The sequence below is a fragment of the Mesorhizobium sp. ES1-3 genome, assembly GCF_020164795.1.
Taxonomy (GTDB): Bacteria; Pseudomonadota; Alphaproteobacteria; order Rhizobiales; family Rhizobiaceae; genus Mesorhizobium.
Map to the genome: position 1 here is coordinate 75950 of NZ_JAIUGW010000002.1, position 21954 is coordinate 97903.

At 63.0% G+C, this 21954-nt stretch carries 22 protein-coding genes and 1 pseudogene; 12 read left to right on the forward strand and 11 right to left on the reverse strand.

The genetic code is table 11. The features are described from left to right. Positions 1-39: 39 nt before the first annotated feature. The 5 genes and pseudogenes from LB536_RS03440 to folE form a co-directional block, all read right to left on the reverse strand. Entirely contained in the window at positions 40-930 is an 891-nt protein-coding gene (locus LB536_RS03440) for an Lpg1974 family pore-forming outer membrane protein (protein WP_224590126.1), read from the reverse strand. 159 nt (positions 931-1089) lie between these two features. Beyond that, positions 1090-1326 (reverse strand): annotated as a pseudogene (locus LB536_RS31300) (transposase); the annotation flags it as partial. 5 nt (positions 1327-1331) lie between these two features. Next, entirely contained in the window at positions 1332-2303 is a 972-nt protein-coding gene (locus tag LB536_RS03450) for a patatin family protein (protein WP_140808750.1), read from the reverse strand. An 84-nt stretch (positions 2304-2387) separates the two neighbouring features. Then, complete coding sequence (gene hisI / locus LB536_RS03455; protein WP_224590127.1) at positions 2388-2849, reverse strand: phosphoribosyl-AMP cyclohydrolase; 462 nt, start codon at positions 2847-2849, stop codon at positions 2388-2390. 7 nt (positions 2850-2856) lie between these two features. Beyond that, entirely contained in the window at positions 2857-3519 is a 663-nt protein-coding gene (gene folE, locus LB536_RS03460) for a GTP cyclohydrolase I FolE (RefSeq protein WP_224590128.1), read from the reverse strand. A 239-nt stretch (positions 3520-3758) separates the two neighbouring features. Here folE and LB536_RS03465 point away from each other — a divergent pair, with 239 nt between their 5' ends. Further along, entirely contained in the window at positions 3759-4205 is a 447-nt protein-coding gene (locus LB536_RS03465) for an iron-sulfur cluster assembly scaffold protein (RefSeq protein WP_127277427.1), read from the forward strand. Here LB536_RS03465 and LB536_RS03470 read toward each other — a convergent pair. Beyond that, on the reverse strand, positions 4202-5116 hold the full coding sequence (locus LB536_RS03470; protein WP_224590129.1) for a LysR substrate-binding domain-containing protein: 915 nt from the start codon (positions 5114-5116) through the stop codon (positions 4202-4204). The two genes, LB536_RS03465 and LB536_RS03470, sit on opposite strands and share 4 nt — an antisense overlap. A 92-nt stretch (positions 5117-5208) precedes the next feature. Between LB536_RS03470 and LB536_RS03475 the strand changes: the two genes are divergently transcribed. The 5 genes from LB536_RS03475 (at position 5209) to LB536_RS03495 (ending at position 9913) form a co-directional block, all read left to right on the forward strand. Beyond that, entirely contained in the window at positions 5209-5367 is a 159-nt protein-coding gene (locus tag LB536_RS03475) for a hypothetical protein (protein ID WP_181178689.1), read from the forward strand. 71 nt (positions 5368-5438) lie between these two features. Beyond that, positions 5439-5807 (forward strand): membrane protein insertion efficiency factor YidD, encoded by a 369-nt coding sequence (gene yidD, locus LB536_RS03480; RefSeq protein WP_140760559.1) that lies wholly within the window; start codon positions 5439-5441, stop codon positions 5805-5807. Positions 5808-5947: 140 nt separating this feature from the next. Beyond that, positions 5948-6766, forward strand: coding sequence for a class D beta-lactamase (gene blaOXA, locus LB536_RS03485; RefSeq protein WP_224590130.1), 819 nt, complete (start codon positions 5948-5950; stop codon positions 6764-6766). Between the two features lie 145 nt (positions 6767-6911). Beyond that, complete coding sequence (gene thrS, locus LB536_RS03490) at positions 6912-8888, forward strand: threonine--tRNA ligase (protein WP_224590131.1); 1977 nt, start codon at positions 6912-6914, stop codon at positions 8886-8888. An 86-nt stretch (positions 8889-8974) separates the two neighbouring features. Beyond that, positions 8975-9913 (forward strand): lysophospholipid acyltransferase family protein, encoded by a 939-nt coding sequence (locus tag LB536_RS03495; RefSeq protein ID WP_224590132.1) that lies wholly within the window; start codon positions 8975-8977, stop codon positions 9911-9913. A 3-nt stretch (positions 9914-9916) separates the two neighbouring features. Here LB536_RS03495 and LB536_RS03500 read toward each other — a convergent pair whose 3' ends face one another. Next, positions 9917-10879, reverse strand: coding sequence for a hypothetical protein (locus LB536_RS03500; RefSeq protein WP_224590133.1), 963 nt, complete (start codon positions 10877-10879; stop codon positions 9917-9919). Positions 10880-11034: 155 nt separating this feature from the next. Here LB536_RS03500 and LB536_RS03505 point away from each other — a divergent pair, with 155 nt between their 5' ends. Further along, positions 11035-11619 carry a nitroreductase gene (locus tag LB536_RS03505; protein WP_224590134.1) on the forward strand — a complete coding sequence of 195 codons (585 nt, stop codon included), beginning with the start codon at positions 11035-11037 and terminating at the stop codon, positions 11617-11619. Next, positions 11620-12228, forward strand: coding sequence for a flavin reductase family protein (locus LB536_RS03510; protein ID WP_140760572.1), 609 nt, complete (start codon positions 11620-11622; stop codon positions 12226-12228). 3 nt (positions 12229-12231) lie between these two features. On the opposite strand, the gene LB536_RS03515 is transcribed toward LB536_RS03510, so the two are convergent. After that, positions 12232-13113 (reverse strand): HpcH/HpaI aldolase/citrate lyase family protein, encoded by an 882-nt coding sequence (locus LB536_RS03515; RefSeq protein WP_224590135.1) that lies wholly within the window; start codon positions 13111-13113, stop codon positions 12232-12234. Further along, the gene (locus LB536_RS03520) at positions 13113-13565 is read right to left on the reverse strand and encodes a MaoC family dehydratase (RefSeq protein ID WP_140760577.1); all 453 of its coding nucleotides are present in this window, start codon (positions 13563-13565) and stop codon (positions 13113-13115) included. The genes LB536_RS03515 and LB536_RS03520 overlap by 1 nt, the downstream gene beginning before the upstream one ends. A gap of 151 nt (positions 13566-13716) precedes the next feature. Between LB536_RS03520 and LB536_RS03525 the strand changes: the two genes are divergently transcribed. Beyond that, complete coding sequence (locus tag LB536_RS03525; RefSeq protein ID WP_224590136.1) at positions 13717-14841, forward strand: DUF2336 domain-containing protein; 1125 nt, start codon at positions 13717-13719, stop codon at positions 14839-14841. Here the strand turns inward: LB536_RS03525 and LB536_RS03530 are convergent. Both LB536_RS03530 and parE read right to left on the reverse strand, forming a co-directional pair. Continuing rightward, positions 14838-16907 carry an FUSC family protein gene (locus LB536_RS03530; protein ID WP_224590137.1) on the reverse strand — a complete coding sequence of 690 codons (2070 nt, stop codon included), beginning with the start codon at positions 16905-16907 and terminating at the stop codon, positions 14838-14840. The genes LB536_RS03525 and LB536_RS03530 overlap by 4 nt on opposite strands. Before the next feature lie 44 nt (positions 16908-16951). After that, on the reverse strand, positions 16952-19009 hold the full coding sequence (parE, locus tag LB536_RS03535; protein WP_224590138.1) for a DNA topoisomerase IV subunit B: 2058 nt from the start codon (positions 19007-19009) through the stop codon (positions 16952-16954). A 258-nt stretch (positions 19010-19267) separates the two neighbouring features. On the opposite strand from parE, the gene cpaB reads away from it, so the two are divergent. From cpaB to LB536_RS03550, 3 genes are all read left to right on the forward strand, one after another. Then, on the forward strand, positions 19268-20173 hold the full coding sequence (cpaB, locus tag LB536_RS03540; RefSeq protein WP_140760646.1) for a Flp pilus assembly protein CpaB: 906 nt from the start codon (positions 19268-19270) through the stop codon (positions 20171-20173). A 90-nt stretch (positions 20174-20263) separates the two neighbouring features. Further along, complete coding sequence (locus LB536_RS03545; RefSeq protein ID WP_224590351.1) at positions 20264-21649, forward strand: type II and III secretion system protein family protein; 1386 nt, start codon at positions 20264-20266, stop codon at positions 21647-21649. A gap of 4 nt (positions 21650-21653) precedes the next feature. Further along, positions 21654-21923, forward strand: coding sequence for a hypothetical protein (locus LB536_RS03550; protein ID WP_224590139.1), 270 nt, complete (start codon positions 21654-21656; stop codon positions 21921-21923). The last annotated feature ends 31 nt before the right edge of the window (positions 21924-21954 follow it).

Consider the following 21954-nt stretch of genomic DNA (forward strand, 5'->3'; position numbering starts at 1 on the left):
TACTCGTAGTGAAAGCGCCCCGACGCCCCCGGCGTCCGATCAGTAGTTGAACGAAATACGCGCAAACGGCCCATGGGTGAGTTGGCTGGCTTTACCCGCCGGTACTGTGTTGGCGTCATAGAAGTTCTTGTAGCCGACGCCGTACAGATATTCGAGCTGATAACCTGCCCCAAGCTTTACCCCAGGGGCGAACTCCCATGCCAGTCCGGTCTTGAGACCGACGGTTGCAAAGGTGCGACTTTCGGAAAACTCTTCCAAGCCACTACCATAGTCTCTCTTTGCCTTGATCTTTCCAAACAGAACGGAAGCGTCGGCCGATCCAAAGAAGCTTAATTGAGCGCCTAGAGGTTTGGACACATCCATGCCGAGACGCGGGCCGATGCCCCATGAAATCTCGGTTGCGGTAAAGACTGGAGGTTCGTTGTCTGTAAAGTCCGCGCCATAGTGCTGATAACGCAGTCCCGCAAACGGGCGCAGGGACCGGTCGTCCTGCTGCAGGTGGTATCCTGCCTCAACGTCCGCATTCCAGTGCCGCCCACCGCTGAACTGCCAGCCATAGAGATCGTCGTTGATCCGACCAGCGGACTGCTCCAAATAGCTGTAGCTCGCCGCCATGTCCCAGGCATCGTTGATGCGGTATCCCAACTTCGCCGCCCCATAACCGCCGTCGCCGGTGCGTGCTTCGTCGTAGTTGCCGGTCTCAAACTCCTGCGTTTGGCTGTTGGCCCGAAAGACGTACCCGCCCTCAACATAACCGAACCACGACGCGACCGGTATCGACTGGGCGACTGCCTGCAAATCCGCAGCCATCGCCGTGCCTGTGGCGAGCAACACCGAAGATAGCGCAAACAGAATCGATTTCATGAAAATTCCCACTAGGCTTTTTGCCTGTAACACTTGCCGCCGAAACTGAATATTGTTTTTCTGCAACACTCGCTCCAGAGCTACTCAGTGACCGCCGGAAGGGAGCGGTACATCGAGCTAGACTAATGGAAATGCCGCCGATGAAATGCTGCCGGCACTTCCGATGGGCACATCATCGATCCTAAGAAGGTGATCGAAATCTCGCAATCGATGTGACGGACAAACTTAGCCGCCTTGATTCACGGCGATGAGCTTTTGGCGGCCTGAAGCGGTGATCTGGCCGCCGTTGCGGTGCTTTTTGGCAAGCCTCATCGCAGCACGCAGGCCCCACATCAGCCAATAGGCGCCGGTATGCAGGAACAGCCGGAACTGGTTGGCCGTCGCTCTTGTGCAGGATGTGCGGTCGGCGGCGAGATGCGTTTTCCAAGACTTGATGTGGTTCTCGACCGCTCCGCGTCGGCACTAGTCTAGGCGAGAACCGTCTGCAGCCGCGTCAGTTCGCCGATCTGCGCCATCGTCGCCTGGTAGCCGAGCTGGATCGCCTCGTCGGCCCGGTGGAATTCGGTGAGGCCAATATGGCTGAGCTTGGGCTGCAGCGACATGTCGGGCGGATCGCCGGCAAGTCTCGCCCGTGAAATGCGATCTTGGATGATGTTGAAGGCCTCGACCATCACGCCGGTGATGCCCAGACGCGTCTGGTGCGATTGGTGCTGGGCGCCGACTTGGCCGGGCCTTGGCGCATCCTTTTCGATAATCAGTTCGCCGGCACTGTGCTTGATCACGGCGGCGCGGCCGAACAGGTCGTAGTGGAGGTTGACGGCCACGACGAGCGGCTGCTCGTAGGCGCGGCAGACCGAAACGGGCACCGGATTGACCAGCGCTCCGTCGACCAGCACGCGGCCGTTGCAATCGACCGGCTCGAACACGCCCGGCAGTGCGTAGGACGCGCGCATGGCCGTGATCAGCGAGCCGCTCGACAGCCAGATCTCGTGGCCGGTGCGGATTTCCGACGCGACGCAGACGAATGGCTTGCGCAAATCGTCGAAGCGGATACCGGCCACGTGCTCGCGCAGACGCGCATCCAGTTTCATGCCGCCGAAGAGGCCGCTGCCGCGCAGGTTGAGATCGAGCAGGCCGAAGATTCGCCGTCTGGTGAGGCTCCGGGCGAACTCTTCCAGCTCATCCAGTTTGCCGGCGAGATAACAGCCGCCGACGAGCGCACCGATCGAGGTGCCGGCGATCATGGAAACTTCGATGCCGGCTTCATCGAGCGCGCGCAGCACGCCGATATGAGCCCAGCCTCTGGCGCAACCGCCGCCGAGCGCGAGCGAAATGCCGGTTTTCTTCGGGGATTTTGCTTCGGATGCGCCGCCGGCCGAGGACAGGCCGTTGGCCTCCCTGACGTCTGGTCTGTTACGCGATGACGCCCATTCGAGCATCATGATCTCCCTTGTCCCGAGGCTAATATACGAATGGGCCGTATCGAAATGATGAATCTGAGTGGTCGGTGTGAGGCAGAAGGTTCAAGCTGGTGGCTTCCGATACATGTTTTCCGCATCGAACAGCGGTTTACTGCCGTCGTCGGCAAGCGTCGCCTTGCCGTCGACCAGCCCCACCGTCCGATAAAAGCATGAACGTCGGCCAGTGTGACAAGTTGCGTCGTGGCCCAACACTTTGACGCGCAACCATATGGCGTCCTGGTCACAATCCGTGAGCATCTCGACGACATGCTGGAAATTGCCCGACGTTTCGCCCTTCTTCCAGAGCGTGTCGCGCGAGCGCGACCAGTAGTGGGCGATGCCTGTCTCCAGCGTCAGCGCCAGCGCCTGCGCATTCATATGCGCGACCATCAGCAGCATGCCGTCGGCGGCGTCGGTGACAACGACGGTGACAAGACCGGCGGCATCGAAGCGCGGCGAGAACACCGCGCCTTCCTCCAGATTTTTCTTATTTGACGGAGCTTTCGGAAATTCCAGTGCCGACATTGCCGGTCTATTTTCCTGTTGACCATGACGTCGGCAAGGGGCTTGCGCCGCGCACCATGGTGACAAAACGAACCTGCTCTTCGGGCGTATCCTTGAAGACGCCGGTGAAGGTGGAGGTCAGCGTGGTTGAGCCCTGCTTGCGGATGCCGCGCATGGCCATGCACATGTGCTCGGCCTCGATCATGACGGCGACGCCGAGCGGGTTGAGCACGTCCTGGATGACACCGGCAATCTGCGCGGTCAGGGCTTCCTGCGTCTGCAGGCGGTGGGCGAAGATATCGACGACGCGCGCGATCTTGGACAGGCCGACGACCTTGCCGTCCGGCAAATAGCCGACATGCGCCTTGCCGATGATCGGCACCATGTGGTGCTCGCAATGCGAGTGGAACGTGATGTCCTTGACGATGACCAGGTCGTCGTAGCCGGCGACCTCCTCGAAGGTACGGCCGAGCTCGTCCGCCGGGCACATATCATAGCCGCCGAACATTTCACGGAACGCCTTGGCCACGCGCTTGGGGGTGTCGATCAAACCCTCGCGATCGGGATTGTCGCCGGTCCAGCGCAGCAAGGTGCGAACGGCGGCCTCGACTTCGGCCTCGCTCGGGCGGTCGGTGACCGGCTTTTCCATATAGGCGGACTGGGGCATGAGCTTCTTAATGACGGCATCCATAAAAGGCGTCTCCCGTAGTTCCTCTCTCAGGAGGAACGAGTTGAACGGACCACGACCTTTCGGTGTCGGAAACTCCCCCGTTTCCAGCCCCGTAAGCGGCGTGAACTCCCCGGCAAGGACAGTGGCGTTCGCCGCCTTGTCGATACCGGACTGCCAGCATTATATATGGTCGTGCCGAGCGAATGAAAGACGCAACAACGGCAATCGCTGTTCGCTTGGCGGCGACGGATTGGAAAATAATGATCAACGACGTCTACAACGCGAAAATTCTCGGTTTTGCCGGAAACATCGCCCGCATCGGCCGGCTCGATCATCCCGACGCGACCGCGAAGGCGCATTCCAAGCTGTGCGGTTCGACCGTTACCGTCGACCTCAAGATGGAGGACGGCGTGGTCACCGACTTCGCCCACGACGTGAAGGCCTGCGCGCTGGGCCAAGCATCGTCCTCGATCATGGCGCAACATGTCGTCGGCGCCAGTGCCGAGGAATTGCGCGCGGTACGCGAGACCATGCTGAAGATGCTGAAGGAGAACGGTGCGCCGCCGGAAGGCCGATTCGCCGACCTCAGCTATCTGGAGCCGGTGCGCGACTACAAGGCGCGGCATGCGTCGACCATGCTGACCTTCGACGCCGTGGTCGACGCCATCGGCCAGATCGAGAAGAAACGCGCCGACGAAGCGGCTTAGCGCCCGCCTGAATCGCGCCTGCTTTCAGCGAACTCGCTTCTGACCCAATCGGCGAACGCTGCGGCTGGCTCCGACAAATCGCTCAAACGCCTAGCCACCAGCCAATAGGCGCCGGACCCGACGTCGACGTCGAACGGCTTGACCAGCGCCCCGGTTGCAAGCTCCTCCCCAATCTGCAGGAGATCGCCCAGCGCCACGCCGTGCCCAAGCAGCGCGGCCTGCTTCGCGAGCGATGCGTCTGCAAGCATCGGGCCGCGCGCGGGCACGGCATCTGCGGGCACGCCCGCCGCCTCGAACCAGCGCGCCCAACCCTGGCGGTTTTCCTCATGCAAAAGCGTGAAGCGAACAAGGTCGGCCGGCTTCTCGAGGGCTGGGCCTGATGAAAGCAGTGTCGGCGACAGAACCGGCGAATCCACTGTCGAGGCCAGCCGCTCGGCCTCGCTACGGGGCCATGACGCCGCGCTCGAGCTGAAACGCAAGGCAAGTTCGGGCTGGTCGCCACGGAACTCGATCAGCCTTGGGTCGACTTCGAGAGAGACGTCGATGTCGGGCCGCAACTGCCGGAACCGGTTGAGCCTCGGCACCAGCCACACCGCTGCAAGCGAAGGTTCGACGCTGACGCGAACCACGGACTGGGCCGGCGTGACGGCCAGGTCACCGAGCAGGCGGTCGATCGCATCGAAACTTCTGACCAGTTGAGCAAGCAGCCGCCGGCCGGCATCCGTCAGTTCGACGCGGCGATGGTGCCGTTCGAAAAGTGGTTGGCGCAGGAAGGTTTCGAGCTCGCGGATCTGCCGGCTGATCGCCGCCTGCGAGACGAAGAGCTCCTCGGCTGCCCGGCTGAAGCTCAAATGCCGGCCAGCCGCCTCGAAGCTCCTCAATGCGGTCAAGGGCAGGCGTCCACGCTTCATTTCGCATAACCCAGGATTATCCGAAGCGGAAATTATACTCGTTTGAAGGCGAAGGCCAGCAGCGGTCTAATCCCGTCAAAGGAGACACGACCATGATGCAGTTCCTGAACATTCTCGGCGATGTCATGCGGGTCGCGACGTTTCAATGGCGTGATGAAAGACGCGATGCAAGGCATCACGAAGAGTGGGTTCACCCTGGCCGGTGGGCACCGCCGGCCGACCGGCAGCCATTTCGCCGTTACCGCCCGTGACGGCAGGGCGAGCGGGATTGCGTTCTTTGGCGCAAGCTCACATCTATCACCTTGGAAACGCGGAGATCGCAGTGGGCGACCAGCACGAGCATGCGCATACGGCGTCGAGGCGCGGCCGCAACTGGCCTGGTCCGTGGCGCAAGACGCCCGGCCGGTTGCTCGGCACGTCGCTCGTGCGACTTTACCAGCTGACGCTGTCCGGTTTTGTCGGCAATTCCTGCCGGCATCTGCCGACCTGTTCGGAATACGCGCATGAGGCGATCGCCCGGCATGGTCTGTGGGCCGGCGGCTGGATGGGGTTGTTCCGCGTGCTGCGCTGCGGCCCATTCGGCACGCACGGCATCGACCTGGTGCCGGAAGTGCTGGCGTCCCGTTACGTCTGGTTCATGCCCTGGCGGTACTGGCGGATTGGCCGTAAGCGCGGAGAAGCCCGGGGATGAGGGCGCTGGTCGCACCGCGCCGGGTTTACGATCCGGTAGGGTTAACGCCAGCCTGCACGACAACTGCGCATTTGAGACAAAATCGAGACAAGAGGCCTCGCTAAGCCAGCTCGCGAACCCCCTCCTGGAGCGAGCATCCCATGCGCAACATCGACCGTCTTCCCTTCATCTTTGCCGGAGTCCTGTTCCTGCTCGCCTGGCTGTTGGGATTTCCAATGCGCGCTCAATCGGCGCCGCTCGGGGATGTGCGTTGTACCCTCATCGCCGATGCCCAGAGCGGCAAGATGCTTTACCAGGAGGGTACCTGCGACCAGCGCTTCAGCCCGGCATCGACATTCAAGGTGCCGCTTTCGCTGATTGGCTATGATGCCGGCATCCTGAGCGACGAGCACACGCCAAGCTGGGACTATAAACCCGAATTCAACGCGGTGAAGCGGGATCGGAAAACCGTCGATCCGGTGATCTGGGAACGTGATTCCATCATCTGGTTCTCACGCGAGATCACCCAAAGGCTCGGAGCCGAGAAATTCGCCGGCTACGTATCGAAGTTCAACTATGGCAACACTGACGTTTCCGGAGATCCCGGCAAGGATGACGGGCTCACCCATTCCTGGGTCAACTCTTCGCTCGAGATCACGCCCATCGAACAGGTTGCCTTCCTGCGGCAACTGCTCGCCGGCACAATGCCGGTGTCGGCCAAGGCGCATGAAATGACGCGGGCCATCATACCGAGCTTCAAGGCCGGCGATTGGGCCGTTCAGGGCAAGACCGGCAGCACCAGGCTCGGCGAGGGCGGCAAGGACAAGCGCTCGCTCGGCTGGTTTGTCGGCTGGGCGCGGAAAGACGGCCGCCAGATCGTGTTCGCCCGGCTCGTCGTCGATACGAAGCGGACCGACATGCCGAAGGGGTTGGCGACACGGGCCGCGTTCCTGAAAGACCTGCCGCAGCTGATTAAGTGAGCCGGGCTTTACGGCGGCGGCATCTGCTCATAAAAGACTGCCGCCGCCGGACGCCTCCGGCACCCTGGCAGGTCGCAGTTCCCGAACCGCTGATATCTGCATTTTACCACCCGCGCTCGTTTGCGGGACTGGATAGGAGATACATATGCTGAATTCCGTTTCCCTGACATTTCCCGATGGCTCCGTGCGCGACTACGACGCAGCGATGACCGGCGCCGGCCTTGCCGAATCGATTTCGAAGTCGCTGGCCAAGAAGGCCGTGGCCTATGCCATCGACGGCACCGTGCGCGACCTCAGTGATCCCCTGGGCAAATCCGGCAAGGTCGAGATCATCACCCGCGAAGACCCACGTGCGCTGGAACTCATCCGCCATGACACCGCACACGTGCTGGCGGAAGCCGTTCAGGAGATATGGCCGGGAACGCAGGTGACCATCGGGCCGGTGATCGAGAACGGATTCTATTACGATTTTGCCCGCAACGAACCGTTCACCCCGGACGATTTCCCGGTGATCGAGAAGAAGATGCGCGAGATCATCGCGCGCAATAAGCCGTTCACCAAGGAGGTCTGGTCGCGCGACAAGGCGAAGAAGGTCTTCGCCGACAAGGGCGAGCGCTACAAGCTCGAACTGATCGACGCCATTCCCGAGGATCAGGATCTCAAGATCTATGCGCAGGGCGACTGGTTCGACCTTTGCCGTGGTCCGCATATGGCCTCGACCGGCCAGATCGGCAACGCCTTCAAACTGATGAAGGTGGCCGGCGCCTATTGGCGCGGCGATTCCAACAACCCGATGCTGACGCGCATCTATGGCACGGCCTGGGCCGACCAGGCGCAGCTCGAAGCCTACCAGACGATGCTGGAGGAGGCCGAGAAGCGCGACCACCGCAAGCTTGGCCGCGAAATGGACCTGTTCCATTTTCAGGAGGAGGGGCCGGGCGTCGTCTTCTGGCACGCCAAGGGCTGGAAGATGTTCCAGAACCTGGTCAACTACATGCGCCGCCGCCTCGACGAGCAGGGCTATCAGGAGGTCAATGCCCCACAGGTGCTCGACAAGAGCCTGTGGGAGACTTCGGGCCACTGGGGCTGGTACCGCGACGCCATGTTCAAGGTGACGGTCGCCGGCGACGAAACCGACGATGACCGCGTCTTCGCGCTGAAACCTATGAACTGCCCGGGTCACGTGCAGATATTCAAGCATGGGTTGAAGTCTTATCGCGATCTGCCCGTTAAACTTGCTGAATTCGGCAATGTGCATCGCTACGAGCCGTCGGGCGCGCTGCACGGGCTGATGCGCGTGCGCGGCTTCACGCAGGACGATGCACATATCTTCTGCACCGAGGAACAGCTGGCATCCGAGTGCTTGCGCATCAACGACCTGATTCTCTCGACCTATGCCGATTTCGGTTTTAACGAAATCAGCGTCAAATTGTCGACGCGGCCGGACAAGCGCGTCGGCACCGACGAAGCCTGGGACCACGCCGAGGCGATCATGGGCAGCGTGCTGGAGACGATCAGGACGCGCTCCGGCAATCGGATCAAGACTTCGATCAATCCAGGCGAGGGCGCCTTCTACGGGCCGAAGTTCGAGTATGTGCTGAAGGATGCGATCGGCCGCGAATGGCAGTGCGGCACGACGCAGGTCGACTTCAACCTGCCGGAACGTTTCGGCGCCTTCTACATCGGCTCGGACTCGGAGAAGAAGCAGCCTGTCATGGTGCACCGCGCCATCTGCGGTTCGATGGAGCGTTTCCTCGGCATCCTGATCGAGAACTATTCCGGCCATTTCCCGCTGTGGTTCGCGCCGCTGCAGGTGGTGGTGGCGACGATCACTTCGGACGCCGACAGCTATGCGACCGAGGTGGTGGCGAAGCTGAAGGCCGCCGGGCTGTTGGCGGAAGCCGACCTGCGCAACGAGAAGATCAACTACAAGGTCCGCGAGCACAGCCTAGCCAAGGTGCCGGTCATCCTCGTCTGCGGCAAGCGCGAGGCGGAGGAGCAGACGGTCAATGTCCGTCGGCTCGGTTCGCGCGACCAGGAATCGCTCGGCCTTGCCGAAGCGATCGAACGTCTGACTGAAGAAGCGATCACACCTGATCGCCGGCGCAAGCGCGCCGCTTGATTCGGAGCGTTTTCGATCCAATGGCGGTGGAGCGATCCACCGCCGTTTTTCATATCCCTGTCACGGCAACGTTGTAACGAGCCCTTATGCTCAAGCTGAAATCGCGCGAACGACCGTTCCCCGAGCTTTCCTACGCCAATCCGCACCAGCCGGCTCTGGCGCGCTGGTTCATTCATTCGGTGGAAGGCCTTTCGGGCCGCGACCGGTTTGCCGCGCTCTATGAATTCTGGCGCCATCAGGTAGTGCCGACCGGTCAGCGTGTGTTCAGCCGCATGCTGGACCTCATCGATGTGGGCGTGCGAACCCCCGACCAATGGCCGCCCGCGGAATTGCCCGACACGCCGCTGGTGATCATTGCCAACCATCCCTTCGGCATTGGCGACGGCATCGCCGTGCTGTCACTGGCAGAGCAACTCGGGCGACCTTTCCGAGTGATGATCCACAAGGATCTGCTCAGGATTCGCGAGATGGGGCCTTATTCGTTGCCAATCGACTTTTCCGAAACCAAGGACGCGGTGAAAAACAACATGGCGGTGCGCCATGAGGCGGTGCGGCTGCTGAAGGAGGGCGTCACCATCGTGGTGTTTCCGGCCGGTGGCGTTGCCACGGCGCCAAACGGTTTTGGCCGGGCGCGCGACCTGCCATGGAAGATGTTTCCAGCCCGCCTCGTCCAGGAAGCCAAGGCGTCGGTCATTCCCATGCATTTTTCCGGTCAGAACGGCAGACTTTTCCATCTGGTCAGCGGCCCGATGAACATGGCCGAGCGCGACGGGCGTGTGGCCAAATTCGTAGGCAAGGCCTCGCTGACTTTGCGTACCTCGCTGCTCATCCGTGAATTCGCGCGGCTGTCCGGCAAGGCGATCGACGTGCGTGTCGGCAATGTACTCAGCTGGAGCGAACTGGAACCGTTGCGCGACCGCAAAGCGTTGCTCGATCGCTTGTATCGCGGCGTGTTCGACCTGGCGCCAGAGCTGCCGCGTCGGCGCATTCCCTTCCTGCCGGCCCGAGCCAAGCTCGCCGCATAAAGGCTAATCGGCTCCTTCTTCCGGATCCATCGCCGCCGCTTCGGTCGCCAGGACCTCGATCTCCTGATTCTGCCCGCCAACGACCGTGAAATCCTTCTGGTAGATGCGGTCGCGGTTCTTGGCGATGATGGTGTAGTCGCCTTCGGCCAACACCATAGAGGCGAAGGCGCCGACGGTTTCCTTGATCGGATCGCCGGATTCGTTGAGCAGCGACCACGAGGTGTCGGCAATCGCTTCGCCGCCAGCCTCGCGCACCAGCTTCATGGTGATCTCGGCGGCGTGATGCTCGACGGTGGCTTCGGTCAGCTTGCCGGCCTCGACACGGATGTCGGATCGGATGACGGCGTTGACCGCGCCATAGGTCGAGACGACATGGTAGATGCCGGCATTGAGCCGCACGACGCTGTTGGGTTCGACATCGGGAATGATCAGCGCGCGGTCGCCATTGGCCTCGGCGGTGCCCTCATAGATCGAGAAGCGCAGTTTCTTCGGGGGAATGCGCACGCCGCCGGACAGAACCGCGTCGAGCTTTAAACCACCAGCATCGAGGACCAGGCTTTCTCGCTTGGCATCCTTGCCGACGGTGATGCGCTTGGTGGCGCCGGCACGGCCATAGGAGGCGTGGACCAGATAGCTGCCGGGCTCGAGCTGGAAGACGGCGCTGCCGCCATGCGCGGAAGCGACCATCGGCAATTTGCCGTTGACGGCTTCAGGCTTGAAGACACGCCAGACGAGGCCGCGGGTGATGTCGGTGCCTTTGTCGGTCAACTGGGCCGACAGGGTGATGGCGCCACCGCCGCCAAGCGCCAGCGAGGTCTCGCTCTTCGGCGTCGCATAGCTCGAAATTCCGGGAAGTTTCAGGTCGCCGACGCCGTCCTTTTCCTGCGCGACAGCCATGGCGACCGGCAGCAGGAACAGCGCGGCGCAGAGCCGGACCAGGAAAAGACGCAGTCGCCCCTCAAACATGCCTTGCGTTGAAGCCCATGGCGGTGGCAATTTCAAGGCTTAAGAGTCCGATGCGCGACTCTTCAGCCCGGCGCTAGCGCGCCTTTGCCCGAGCCGCCCGAATTCCCGATGGTGCGCTTCAGCTCAAAACAGAACGTTTTAGGAGACTTGCGCCCATGGCGTCGCCGATCATCGACTTCCTGCTGACCCGAAATTCGGCGCCTATTCCCGACCTCAGGGAGCCGGCGCCCGGCGACGCCGATATCGCGACGATGATTGCCGCCGCCACACGCGTGCCCGACCATGGACGACTCGAACCCTGGCGTTTCATCCTCTATCGCGGCGAGGCCCGCATCGAGATCGGCAAAAAGCTGGCGGCCCTGGCCGAACAACGTGAGGGGCCGTTGCCGGAGGGCCGCCGCAACCAGGAACTGGCGCGGTTCTCGCGCGCGCCGCTGGTGATCGGTGTCGTGTCTATTCCGAAGGAGAATCCTAAAATCCCGCAATGGGAGATGTTCCTGTCCGGAGGCATGGCGGCGATGAACCTGATGATAGCGGCCAATGCGCTCGGCTATGGCACCAACATGATCAGCAACTGGTATTCCGATGTGCCGGAGGGCAGGGCGATTCTCGGACTGGCGCCACAGGAGCGCGTCGTCGGTTTTGTCCATATCGGTTCCTATGCCGGTCCGGCGCCGGAGCGGCCACGGCCCGATCCGGCAAAACTCTACGCCGACTACGCCGGGCCTTGGGCGGGCTGAATGTTCTACGAGCCGTCCAAGGGGCACGGGCTGCCGCACGATCCTTCGAAGGCGATCGTGGCGCCGCGCCCGATCGGCTGGATATCGACGCTGAACAAGGCCGGTGAGGTCAATCTCGCGCCATACTCCTTCTTCAATGCCGTCTCGACCCGGCCTTTCATCGTCTGGTTTTCCTCCGAGGGCGAGAAGGACAGCGCCTCGTTTGCGCAGGAAACCGGCGAGTTCGTCGCCAATCTGGTCAGCCGGGACCTTGCGGAGAAGATGAATTACACGTCCGTCGACGCACCGCGTGGCGTCAACGAGTTCGTCTATGCCGATCTCGCCATGGCGCCCTCGCGTCTCGTCAGGCCGCCGCGTGTGGCTGCAGCGCCCGCGGCGCTCGAATGCCGGGTGACGGAAGTGTTTCGCCCAAAGGCGCTGGACGGATCGTCGACGAGCGCCTTCGTCGTCGCCGGTGAGGTGATCGGCGTGCACATCGACGATGCTTTCCTGAAAGACGGCCTGTTCGACATCACCAAGGCCGGCAATGTCGCTCGTCTCGGCTACATGGAGTACGCCAGCGTCGATGAGGTCTTTTCGATGCGCCGGCCGCGCTGGGAACAAAAGTAGCTGTCAGACGGATATACCGGCCGCCCTTGCGCGCGCCAGTAGGCGTTCGGCCAGCCGCAGATGCGGGCGGTCGAACATCTTGCCGTCGATGCCGACGACGCCGGGATTTCCGGCTGCCTCGAATGCCGCCACGATGGCCGCCGACTGCTTCACCGCCTCGGCCGAGGGCGTGAAGGCAGTGTTGATGACGGGCACCTGATCAGGGTGGATCGCCATCTTGCCGGTGAAGCCGTCACGCTCGGCCTCGGCGCATTCCGCGGCGAAGGCCGCCATGTCGCGAAAATTCGGGAACACGGTATCGATCGCCGCGACTTCCGCCGCACCCGCGGCAAGGATGGCCATGGTGCGGGCGAAGCGAAACACGTCCGTGTAGCGGCCACGCTCGTCGCGGGCGGTGCGCGCGCCGATCGCCGCCGACAGATCCTCGGCCCCCCAGGTGAGACCGGCAAGCCGCTCGCTCGCTCCGGCATAGGTCGATGCCGCCAGCACGCCCGCCGGAGTTTCGGTGATGATCGGCAGGATTTTTATCGAACCGTCGCGCAGATCGTTCTCGGCCTCCCGGACCCTGAGCTTGGCCGCGAGTTGCTGCACATCCTGGCCGCTGTTCGATTTTGGCAGCATGATGCCGTCCGGCCTTGCCGGAACGAGCTTGGCAAGATCGTCGTCCGTCAACCCGGTCGAGAGGTCGTTGACCCTGATATAGATCGCCGAGCTGGTTTGCCCCCTGCGTTCGAGGATGAAGCGCGCCGCGATCTCGCGTGCATGCGCCTTGTTGTGCGACGCCACGGAGTCCTCGAGATCGACGATGACCACGTCGGCACCGGCACCAAATCCCTTTTCCAGCTTCCGCTCGGAATCGCCGGGAACGAACAGCAACGAGCGCATCAGGCCGCCTTCTTCAGCATCATCGCTTGTCTCGTGCATTTGGCGACGAGATCGCCATGCTGGTTATAGGCGCGATGCTCGAATTCGACGATGCCGCGATCGGGTTTCGACCTGGATTCGCGCACCGAAATCACCGTTGTTTCGACACGGATGGTGTCGCCATGAAATACCGGATGCGGAAACACGGTTTCCTTCATGCCGAGATTGGCGACAGTGGTGCCGACGGTGATGTCGTTGACCGAAATGCCGATCATCAGGCCGAGGGTGAACAGCGAGTTGACCAGCGGCTTGCCCCATTCGCTCTTGGCGGCGAAGTCGAAGTCGATATGCAGCGGCTGCGGGTTCAGCGTCATCACCGAAAACAGCATGTTGTCGCTTTCAGTGACGGTCTTGCGCAGCGTGTGCTGGAAGACGTGGCCGACGACAAACTCCTCGAGATATAGCCCGGCCATTTCTGTCTCCTGCGCTGTCTGACGGTTGATAGGCGCTGCCTCCAGCGCTCGCAAGCCAGTTAATGAACATGGTGAACCGTTCGTAAACCATTTCTGCCTACCGTCGTCAGCGGGGCCGGAAACCTTCCGGCAAGGGGCGTAAGCAGACGGCATGGTTGTTGTTTCGCATTTCCTGAAATGGATCTACACGGCCAGGGTGTCGGAGCGCGCCGCCGCGGCCAATGCGCTGGCCCGGGCCTATGTCAATTCAGAATTGCCATTCGAGGACCGCTGCGCCGCCGAAGCGGCGCTCACGCTGCTGCTCGACGATGCCTCGTCGAAAGTGCGGCTGGCGATGGCGGAAGCGCTCTCGATGAGCCACCACGCGCCGCTGCAGATTATCAGCGTGCTCGCCGCCGACCAGCCGGAAGTCGCCGGTGTCGTGCTGGCGCGCTCGCCGCTGCTTACCGACGCCGATTTGATCAACCGTGTGGCGGCGTGCCAGAAGGCAACGCAGAAACTGATCGCCGACCGGCCTGTAGTCTCGATGGCGCTGTCGGCGGCTATCGCCGAGATCGGCGAGGCGGAGGCCTGCGCCGTGCTTTTGGCCAACACCGGCGCCGACATTGCCTCCCTCAGCTTTCGCCGCATGGCTGAACGCCACGGGCACGTGCCTCTGGTGCGCGAGGCGCTGATATCGGATATCAGGCTGCCTGCCGACTGCCGGCATATGCTGCTCATCAAGCTCGGCGAGACATTGAAGACGTCGCCGCTGGTCATGGCGTTGATGGGCGCGGCGCGAGCCGACCGCGTCATGCGGGACGCCTGCGTCAAGGCCTCGGTGACCCTGATCGAGGGCACGCGCCAGGAAGAACATTCCGCACTGATCGAGCATCTGCGCCTGCGCGGCGATCTGACCGCGAGCTTCCTGGTCCGCACCATCGCGCACGGCAAGGTCGATTTCTTCGGCTCGGCGCTGGTCGCGCTCAGCCAGCAGTCCGAGCCAAGGGTGAGGGCGCTGCTGGCCGGCGGGCACGATGTGGCCCTGCAGGCGTTGTTCCGCAGCGCCGGCCTGGCCGCCGCCACGCATGCGGTCATCCTGCGCGCCCTGAAGATCTGGCGTGAGGTCGCCAACGGCAAGCGCGTCGCCGGCGTTCAGGAGGTCAGCTGGCTGATGCTCAAGGAATTGGGTGGGCAATCCGCCGAAGGCGATCTCGCCGCCCTGGTCAAGTCGATCCATCTTGATGCCCTGCGCGAGAACGCACGTGGCCATGCGCTGGCGATCGCCGCAGCTTAGGTTTTGTCCCTCGCGAAGAAATCCGGGAAATCCTCCATCGCCGCGGCGATGATGCGCAGGGACGCTGCGATCTGCAGCATGTCGCCGGTGGCATTTCGCTGGGCGATGCCTGCCGCATACTGCCGGGCGACGGCGATGGTTGCTGTTTGCGGATCGCCAGGGGCACGAAAAAGCAGCTCGCGCGCCAATCCCCTCAGGAAGTTGGCGATTGAAAGCGCCGTTTCCGATGGGATGGCATGGTTTTGGCTGGCAGTGCGCAGCCGCAGGATCTCCAGGCCGACCGTGACGGAGGCGACGCCGCCGCCCAGCACCGCCTCGCCCTTCCTGCCGGAATTCTGCACCAGCGGCATCAACTGATTGACCCGGTCATAAGCGAGGCTCTCGAAGGCTGAACGCCTCGGCACGCGCTCGTGCAGGCAAAGCCGCGCCAGATCCTCACGCATGGCCCGCACGATGCGGTCGGCCGCGAGCCATGGATCCGCCGGCAATACGACAATGAAGACGCCGATCGCCAGCAATATGCCGACCAGGATCGATGCCGAGCCGGCGAAGAAGGGGCCGGGATCGTAGGTCATCGCCTGATGCGGGCTGAGGAAGGCCAGGAAATTGATGGCGAAGGCGGTCGCCACGCCGACATGGCGCGGATTGGCCATGGCGAGCGCCGCCGGCACCATGATGGGCACGACGAACAGCATGAACCAGCCGAAGCCGGGCAAAGCGGGAAGCGCGACCTGACCGACGAGAAAGGCAAAGGGCAAAGCGAGCAGCGTTCCCTTGAAGAACCCCCAGGATACCTGCACGGGGTCGGGCCGAGCGGCAAACAGGCTCGACACGACGGCAACGAGGATGACGGTGCCGGCCGCTTCCGACCACTTCGTCGTCAGCCAGAATGCCGCGACCAGCAGCGTGGCAACGGCCGCGCGGATGGCGTTGCGCGCGGCACCGGGATAGTCGCGATGCACCACCAGTGCCGGCTGCTGGCTGCCGGGACCTGGCCGGCGGGTGACCGGCGCGCGCAAGGCGTCGAGGCCGCGCAACACCTGTTTCAGCGCCTCGGCGAAGTCGGCCGCTATGGTGAGGCGCGTGATGGTCCCGACCCTGTCCTCACCTTGGTCGGCCGAGGTATCGGGCATTTGCCGGGCCCTGGTCGAGATCGCGTCGAGTCGCGCCAACCAGGGCGAGGTATCGTCCAGAGCTCCCGGCTTGGCTGCCAGTTCGCTGACAAGGGCCTGCAGCTCCGAGCGTACCGGGATGAGGGCTGCGTTTTTCGGAGCGGCATGCGAATAGAGCGCACGCGCCGCCGAAAGGGCCGAGAGCAGCTGTCCGATGGTGCGTCGCACCGGATGCGCGCGAGGCGCGAAGCTCGGCGCTTCGAGCCTGGCATAGGCGCGCATCTCGCCAAGCGTCTGGGTGTCGGAGACAAGCTTCCGGTGCAGGCCGACGAGTGTTGCCCTGTCTCCGCCGGAGAACGCACCGCCAGCGTAAGTGGCGAGGTCGAGAATGCAGCGTTTCAGCCGCGAGATGATGGCGTCGCTGGCCAGTTTTGGCAGAATCAGCCGGCTAGTGAGGCCGGCGCAAACGATGCCGAGCACGATCTCGGCACAGCGCGCGACCGCGAGGTCAACGACCAGATGCGGCTGTCCGAAAGCGGGCAGGCCGATGATCATGGCGGTATAGCCGGCAAGTGCGGCGCCATAGGCTTCGGGATTGCGCAGCAGCGACGAGACGAAGGTGCAAATGCCAATCCAGACGGCAAGTACCGTCACCAGAATCCAGGGGCCGGTGCCGAACGCCATGGTGATGCCGATTGCCGCGACGCCGCCGGCAAGCGTGCCGAGCAGCCGGTAGAAGCCTTTCGCGAGCACCATGCCGGCAACCGGCTGGGCGACGATGAACACCGTCATCATCGCCCATTGCGGATGGTCGAGCTTCAGCGCATAGGCGACGAGAAGCGCGATCATGCCGGCCGAAACGGTGCGCAGGGCAAAAATCCAGTCCGAGCGCGTCGGTTGCGTCAGCCCAGCCAGGCTCGTCTCGAAATAGATTTTCAGCCGCGCCCAGGTCACAGGCCGGTCTCCATGTCAGGAAAGCAAGCTAAACTCGCCGGCGGCTAGATATCCAGCACTTCCGTCTCGGCGAATTCTGCGCGTTCCTGGATGAAGCGGAAGCGAGCCTCAGGCTTGGTGCCCATCAGCGCGTCGACCGCATCCTTGGTCGCCGCCTCGGCGTCGATCACATCGACCCTCAATAGCGTGCGCTTCCTCGGGTCCATGGTGGTCTCCTTGAGCTGCGCGGCCATCATTTCGCCCAGGCCCTTGAAGCGGCCGAGCTCGACCTTGCCGCGCCCGGTGAATTCGGTGCGCAGAAGCTCGTCCTTGTGCGCGTCGTCGCGGGCATAGGCGACCTTGCCGCCTTGCCTGATCGAGTAAAGCGGCGGCACCGCCAGATAGAGATGACCGCCGCGTACCAGCGCCGGCATCTCCTGGTAGAAAAAGGTGATCAGCAGCGAGGCGATGTGGGCGCCGTCGACGTCGGCATCGGTCATGATGATGACGCGGTCGTAGCGCAAATCCTCGTCGCGATATTTTGAGCGCGTGCCGCAGCCAAGCGCCTGAATCAGGTCCGATATCTGCTGGTTGGCGGCCAGCTTGTCATTGCCGGCGCTGGCGACGTTGAGGATTTTTCCGCGCAACGGCAAGACGGCCTGGCTGGCACGGTCGCGCGCCTGCTTGGCCGAGCCGCCGGCGGAATCACCTTCGACGATGAAGAGTTCGGCACCTGCCGCCGCGTTCTGCGTGCAGTCGGCGAGCTTGCCAGGCAAGCGCAGCTTGCGCACCGCGCTCTTGCGCGACACCTCTTTTTCCTGGCGGCGGCGCACCCGCTCGTCGGCGCGTGCGATCACCCATTCGAGCAGCTTCGAGGCTTCCTGCGGGTTGTCGGCCAGCCAATGGTCGAACGGGTCGCGGATCGCGGTCTCGACGATGCGTATCGCTTCGATCGTCGCCAGCCTGTCCTTGGTCTGGCCGACGAATTCCGGCTCGCGGATGAATACCGACAGCATGCCGGCGGCCGAGATCATGACGTCTTCCGACGTGACGATCGAGGCGCGCTTGTTGCCGACGAGGTCGGCATAGGCGCGCAGGCCGCGCGTCAGCACGTTGCGGAAGCCGGCCTCATGGGTGCCGCCTTCGCCGGTCGGGATGGTGTTGCAGTAGGAATTGATGAAGCCGTCACCGCCGAACCAGGTCACCGCCCATTCGAGCGAGCCGTGGCCGCCTTGCTTGTCGCTCTTGCCGGCGAAGATTTCGCGCGTCACCTGGAATTCGTCGCCGAGCGACGCTTTCAGATAATCCTTGAGGCCGCCGGGGAAATGGAACTCCGCCTTGGCCGGTGTCTGATCCTTTTCCTTGATCAGGGAGGGATCGCAGGTCCAGCGAATCTCGACGCCGCCGAACAGATAGGCCTTCGAACGCGTCATGCGGTAGAGACGCGCCGGCTCGAATGCCGCGCCCTTGCCGAAAATCTGCTCGTCGGGATGGAAGCGGATTTTTGTGCCGCGCCGGTTGTGCACTTCGCCGAGCTGCTCGAGGCCGGTCACCGGGACGCCACGCGAAAAGCGCTGGCGGTAGAGCTGGCGGCCACGTGCCACCTCGACCTCGAGATGATCCGACAGCGCGTTGACCACCGACACGCCGACGCCGTGAAGGCCGCCGGATGTTTCGTAGACCTTCGAATCGAACTTGCCGCCCGAATGCAGCGTCGTCATGATGACTTCGAGCGCCGGCTTCTTGAATTTTGGGTGCATGTCGACCGGAATGCCGCGGCCATTGTCCGTGACCGTGAGATGGCCATCGGCCGAAAGTTCGACATCGATGAAGGTGGCGTGACCGGCCACCGCCTCGTCCATCGAATTGTCGATGACCTCGGCGAACAGGTGGTGCATCGCCTTGTCGTCGGTGCCGCCGATATACATGCCGGGCCGGCGGCGCACCGGCTCCAGGCCTTCGAGCACCTCGATGTCGGCGGCGCTGTAACCCTCGCTGCCATCCTTGGCCGCGGCCGGGCGCCTGGCGGCCGCTTGCACCAGCGGATCCGCCGGGCGCGCCGACGTGCGAACCGGTTGCGGCTGCTTCTCCAGGTTGCCGAAAAGATCGTTGTTGTCGTCCATGCCTGCCATAGAGCCCAAGCTGCGAATCACCCCGTCGATACTGCCACGCTTTTCAGCGCCAAGCGACGGAGGTTCCTGTTACGTTCGGGGATTTAACCCCTCTTACCCTAAAACCATTCGATAACCAAGCAGGCGGAAATAGGTCGAATGCAACCGCACAAGATTCCCGATTCTTTAACAATGCGGACTAGCGTGAGCCCAACATAACAAGAAACGACGGGCATCAGGGGTTTCGGCGTGAGGGGCAAGGCCATAACGATGATCGGTATCGCCGCCGTTTTCGGCGCGATCTCGATCTTTGCCGCGGATTTCTGGGTCAAGAGCCAGGCCAAGGCCGACGCCCAGGAGAAAACGGCGTCCATCGCCGCTCCGGCGGCACCCAAAATCGAGTTCAAGACCATCGTGGTAGCGAACGCGCCGTTGCGTTACGGCATGGAGCTCGACCGCGCCAAGCTCAGCGAAATCCCATGGCCGCAGGATTCCCTGCCGCAGGGCGCCTTTGCCACCGTCGATGGATTGCTTGGCGAAGGCAGCCGGGTCGTGCTGTCGCCGATCGAGGTCAACGAGCCGGTGCTGCTCACCAAGCTGTCGGGACCGAACGGCCGTGCGACGCTGTCCAACATGCTGACGCCCGGAATGCGGGCGGTCACCATCCGCACCGACGAGATCGCCGGCGTCGGTGGCTTCGTCACGCCGGGCGACCGGGTCGATGTCGTCCTGACGCGTGATGCCGGCGAAATCCAGGAAGTCGCCAAGAACGCCCAAGGTGCGGCCGGTTCGACCATCACTTCAGAGATCGTCGTAGCCGACGCCAAGGTGCTCAGCGTCGGGCAGGGCGCCGACGAGCGCCAGACGACGCCGCAGGTGGCCAATTCCGTGACCATCGAGGTGACGAGCGACGGCGCGCAGAAAGTGGCGCTTGCCCGCACGGTCGGGACGCTGTCGCTGTCGCTGCGCTCCGCCAGCGAAGGCGGCGACGGCAAGAACGGCGTCACCACCATCTCTTCCTTCGGCGGATCCGTGGCTTCCAAGGCCGAGGCCGCGGCCGGCTCCTTGTTCGATGCCATCGCCAAGGAGCCAGAGAAGCCGAAATTCAAGACGGTCATCGTGACACGCGGCACGCAGGCCGAGGAATACAAGGTCCCTTCGCGGGACCAGAAGTAAAGACCGGTGGGGACCGGGCGGGACGGGATCATGGTGATGCATACCCTATATCGAATGACGGATCGGTTGCGTTTCGTGCGCGCCCTGGTGATGGCGGCTTCACTGGTCGCGAGCGGCATGCTCGCCTTCGCAGGCGCGGCCAAGGCGGACAACGACATCGTCTATGTCTCGTCGACCAAGAATGCGTCGATAAAGGTCGCCAAGGGCAAGCCCAAGACGATCATGACGAGCGCGGCCTTCTTCCAGATCGTCATCGGCGATCCGGAGATCGCCAACGTCAACCCGCTGACCGACAAATCCTTCTATGTGCTGGGCAACAATCTCGGCACCACCGGCATCGCGCTGTTCGACGAGAAGAAGCAGCTCGTCGGCACCGTCGACATCGAAGTGACGCTCGACACCGACCAATTGGCGAGCACCATCCGCGCCAGCGTGCCGGACGCCAAGATCAAGGTCGGCTCGGCCAATGGCCGCGTCGTGCTTTCGGGCGAGGCGGATGATGCGGTCGCCGCCGAAAAGGCCAACAAGATCGCCAGCCGCTTCTCCGGCAATGAGGAGGTGATCAATTCGGTCAATATCTCCTCGTCACAGCAGGTTCAGCTCAATGTCCGCTTCGTCGAGATCAACCGGCAGGCCGGGCAGGACCTGGGTGCGAAATACAGCGCCAATTTCGCCTACGGCTTCGGCGGTCGCGATGTCTCTCTCGATCCGGGCTCGGTGCCTGCAGCCGGCACCGGCGAGATCATCGGCCGGCTGCTGTCCAATGGCGTCTCGATCGATATCGCCATCAAGGCGCTGGAGGAGCGCGGTCTTGCCCGAAGGCTGGCCGAACCGAACCTGATTGCCCGTTCCGGCGAGACGGCGAGCTTTCTCGCCGGCGGCGAGTTCCCGATCCCGGTTTCCGAAGACAACGGCAAGATCTCCGTCAGTTACAAGAAATACGGCGTCAGCCTGGACTTTACGCCGACGGTGCTGAAGGACGGTCTGGTCAGCCTCGATATCGCGCCGGAAGTCTCCTCGATCGATGCGTCGTCGTCTTACAACATCGGCAGCATTTCGGTGCCGGGGTTCATCGTGCGCCGCGCCAAAACCTCGGTCGACCTGAAGAACGGCCAGAGCTTCATGATCGCCGGGCTGCTGCAGTCCCAGAACGATATCACCACGTCTCGCATTCCCGGTCTCGGCAAGATGCCGGTGCTGGGGTCGCTGTTCTCGTCGAAATCCTACCAACGGCGCGAGACCGACCTGGTCATCATCGTCACACCCTATCTGGTCAAGCCGGTCGATCCGTCGAAGAAAATGGCTGAACCGACCGACGGCACGCAGCCTGCCAGCAATGTCGACTATTTCCTCAACAACACCGAGGAGGTGAAGGCGTCGGACACCAACCGTGCGCTGGCGTTGGCTGACGGCAGCGCTGCCCGGAGCGCTTCCGCCACCAAAGTCGGGCATTTCCTCGACCTGCCGAAGGACTGAAGCCATGCGTTTGGTCCTTAGATCGAGCATCGCCCTGTTTATTGCCGGTTTGGCAAGCGGCTGCACCAGCGACGACTATGTGCGCAGCGAAGGCGTAACCTCGGCCGCCGGTGAGGCGCAGGCCGCCAACACCGTCATGCAGATGGTCGACCCGTGGAAGTACGGCGTCCAGAACACGAGGCTTCTCGTGCCCGCCAAGCGTGGCAGCGCCGGACCCGTCACGCCCGATCAGGCGGCCGGTGCCAAGGCAGCGCAAACGACCACCGGCAACTGATCCACACGGCGATCGACCTCACAGGCGGCAA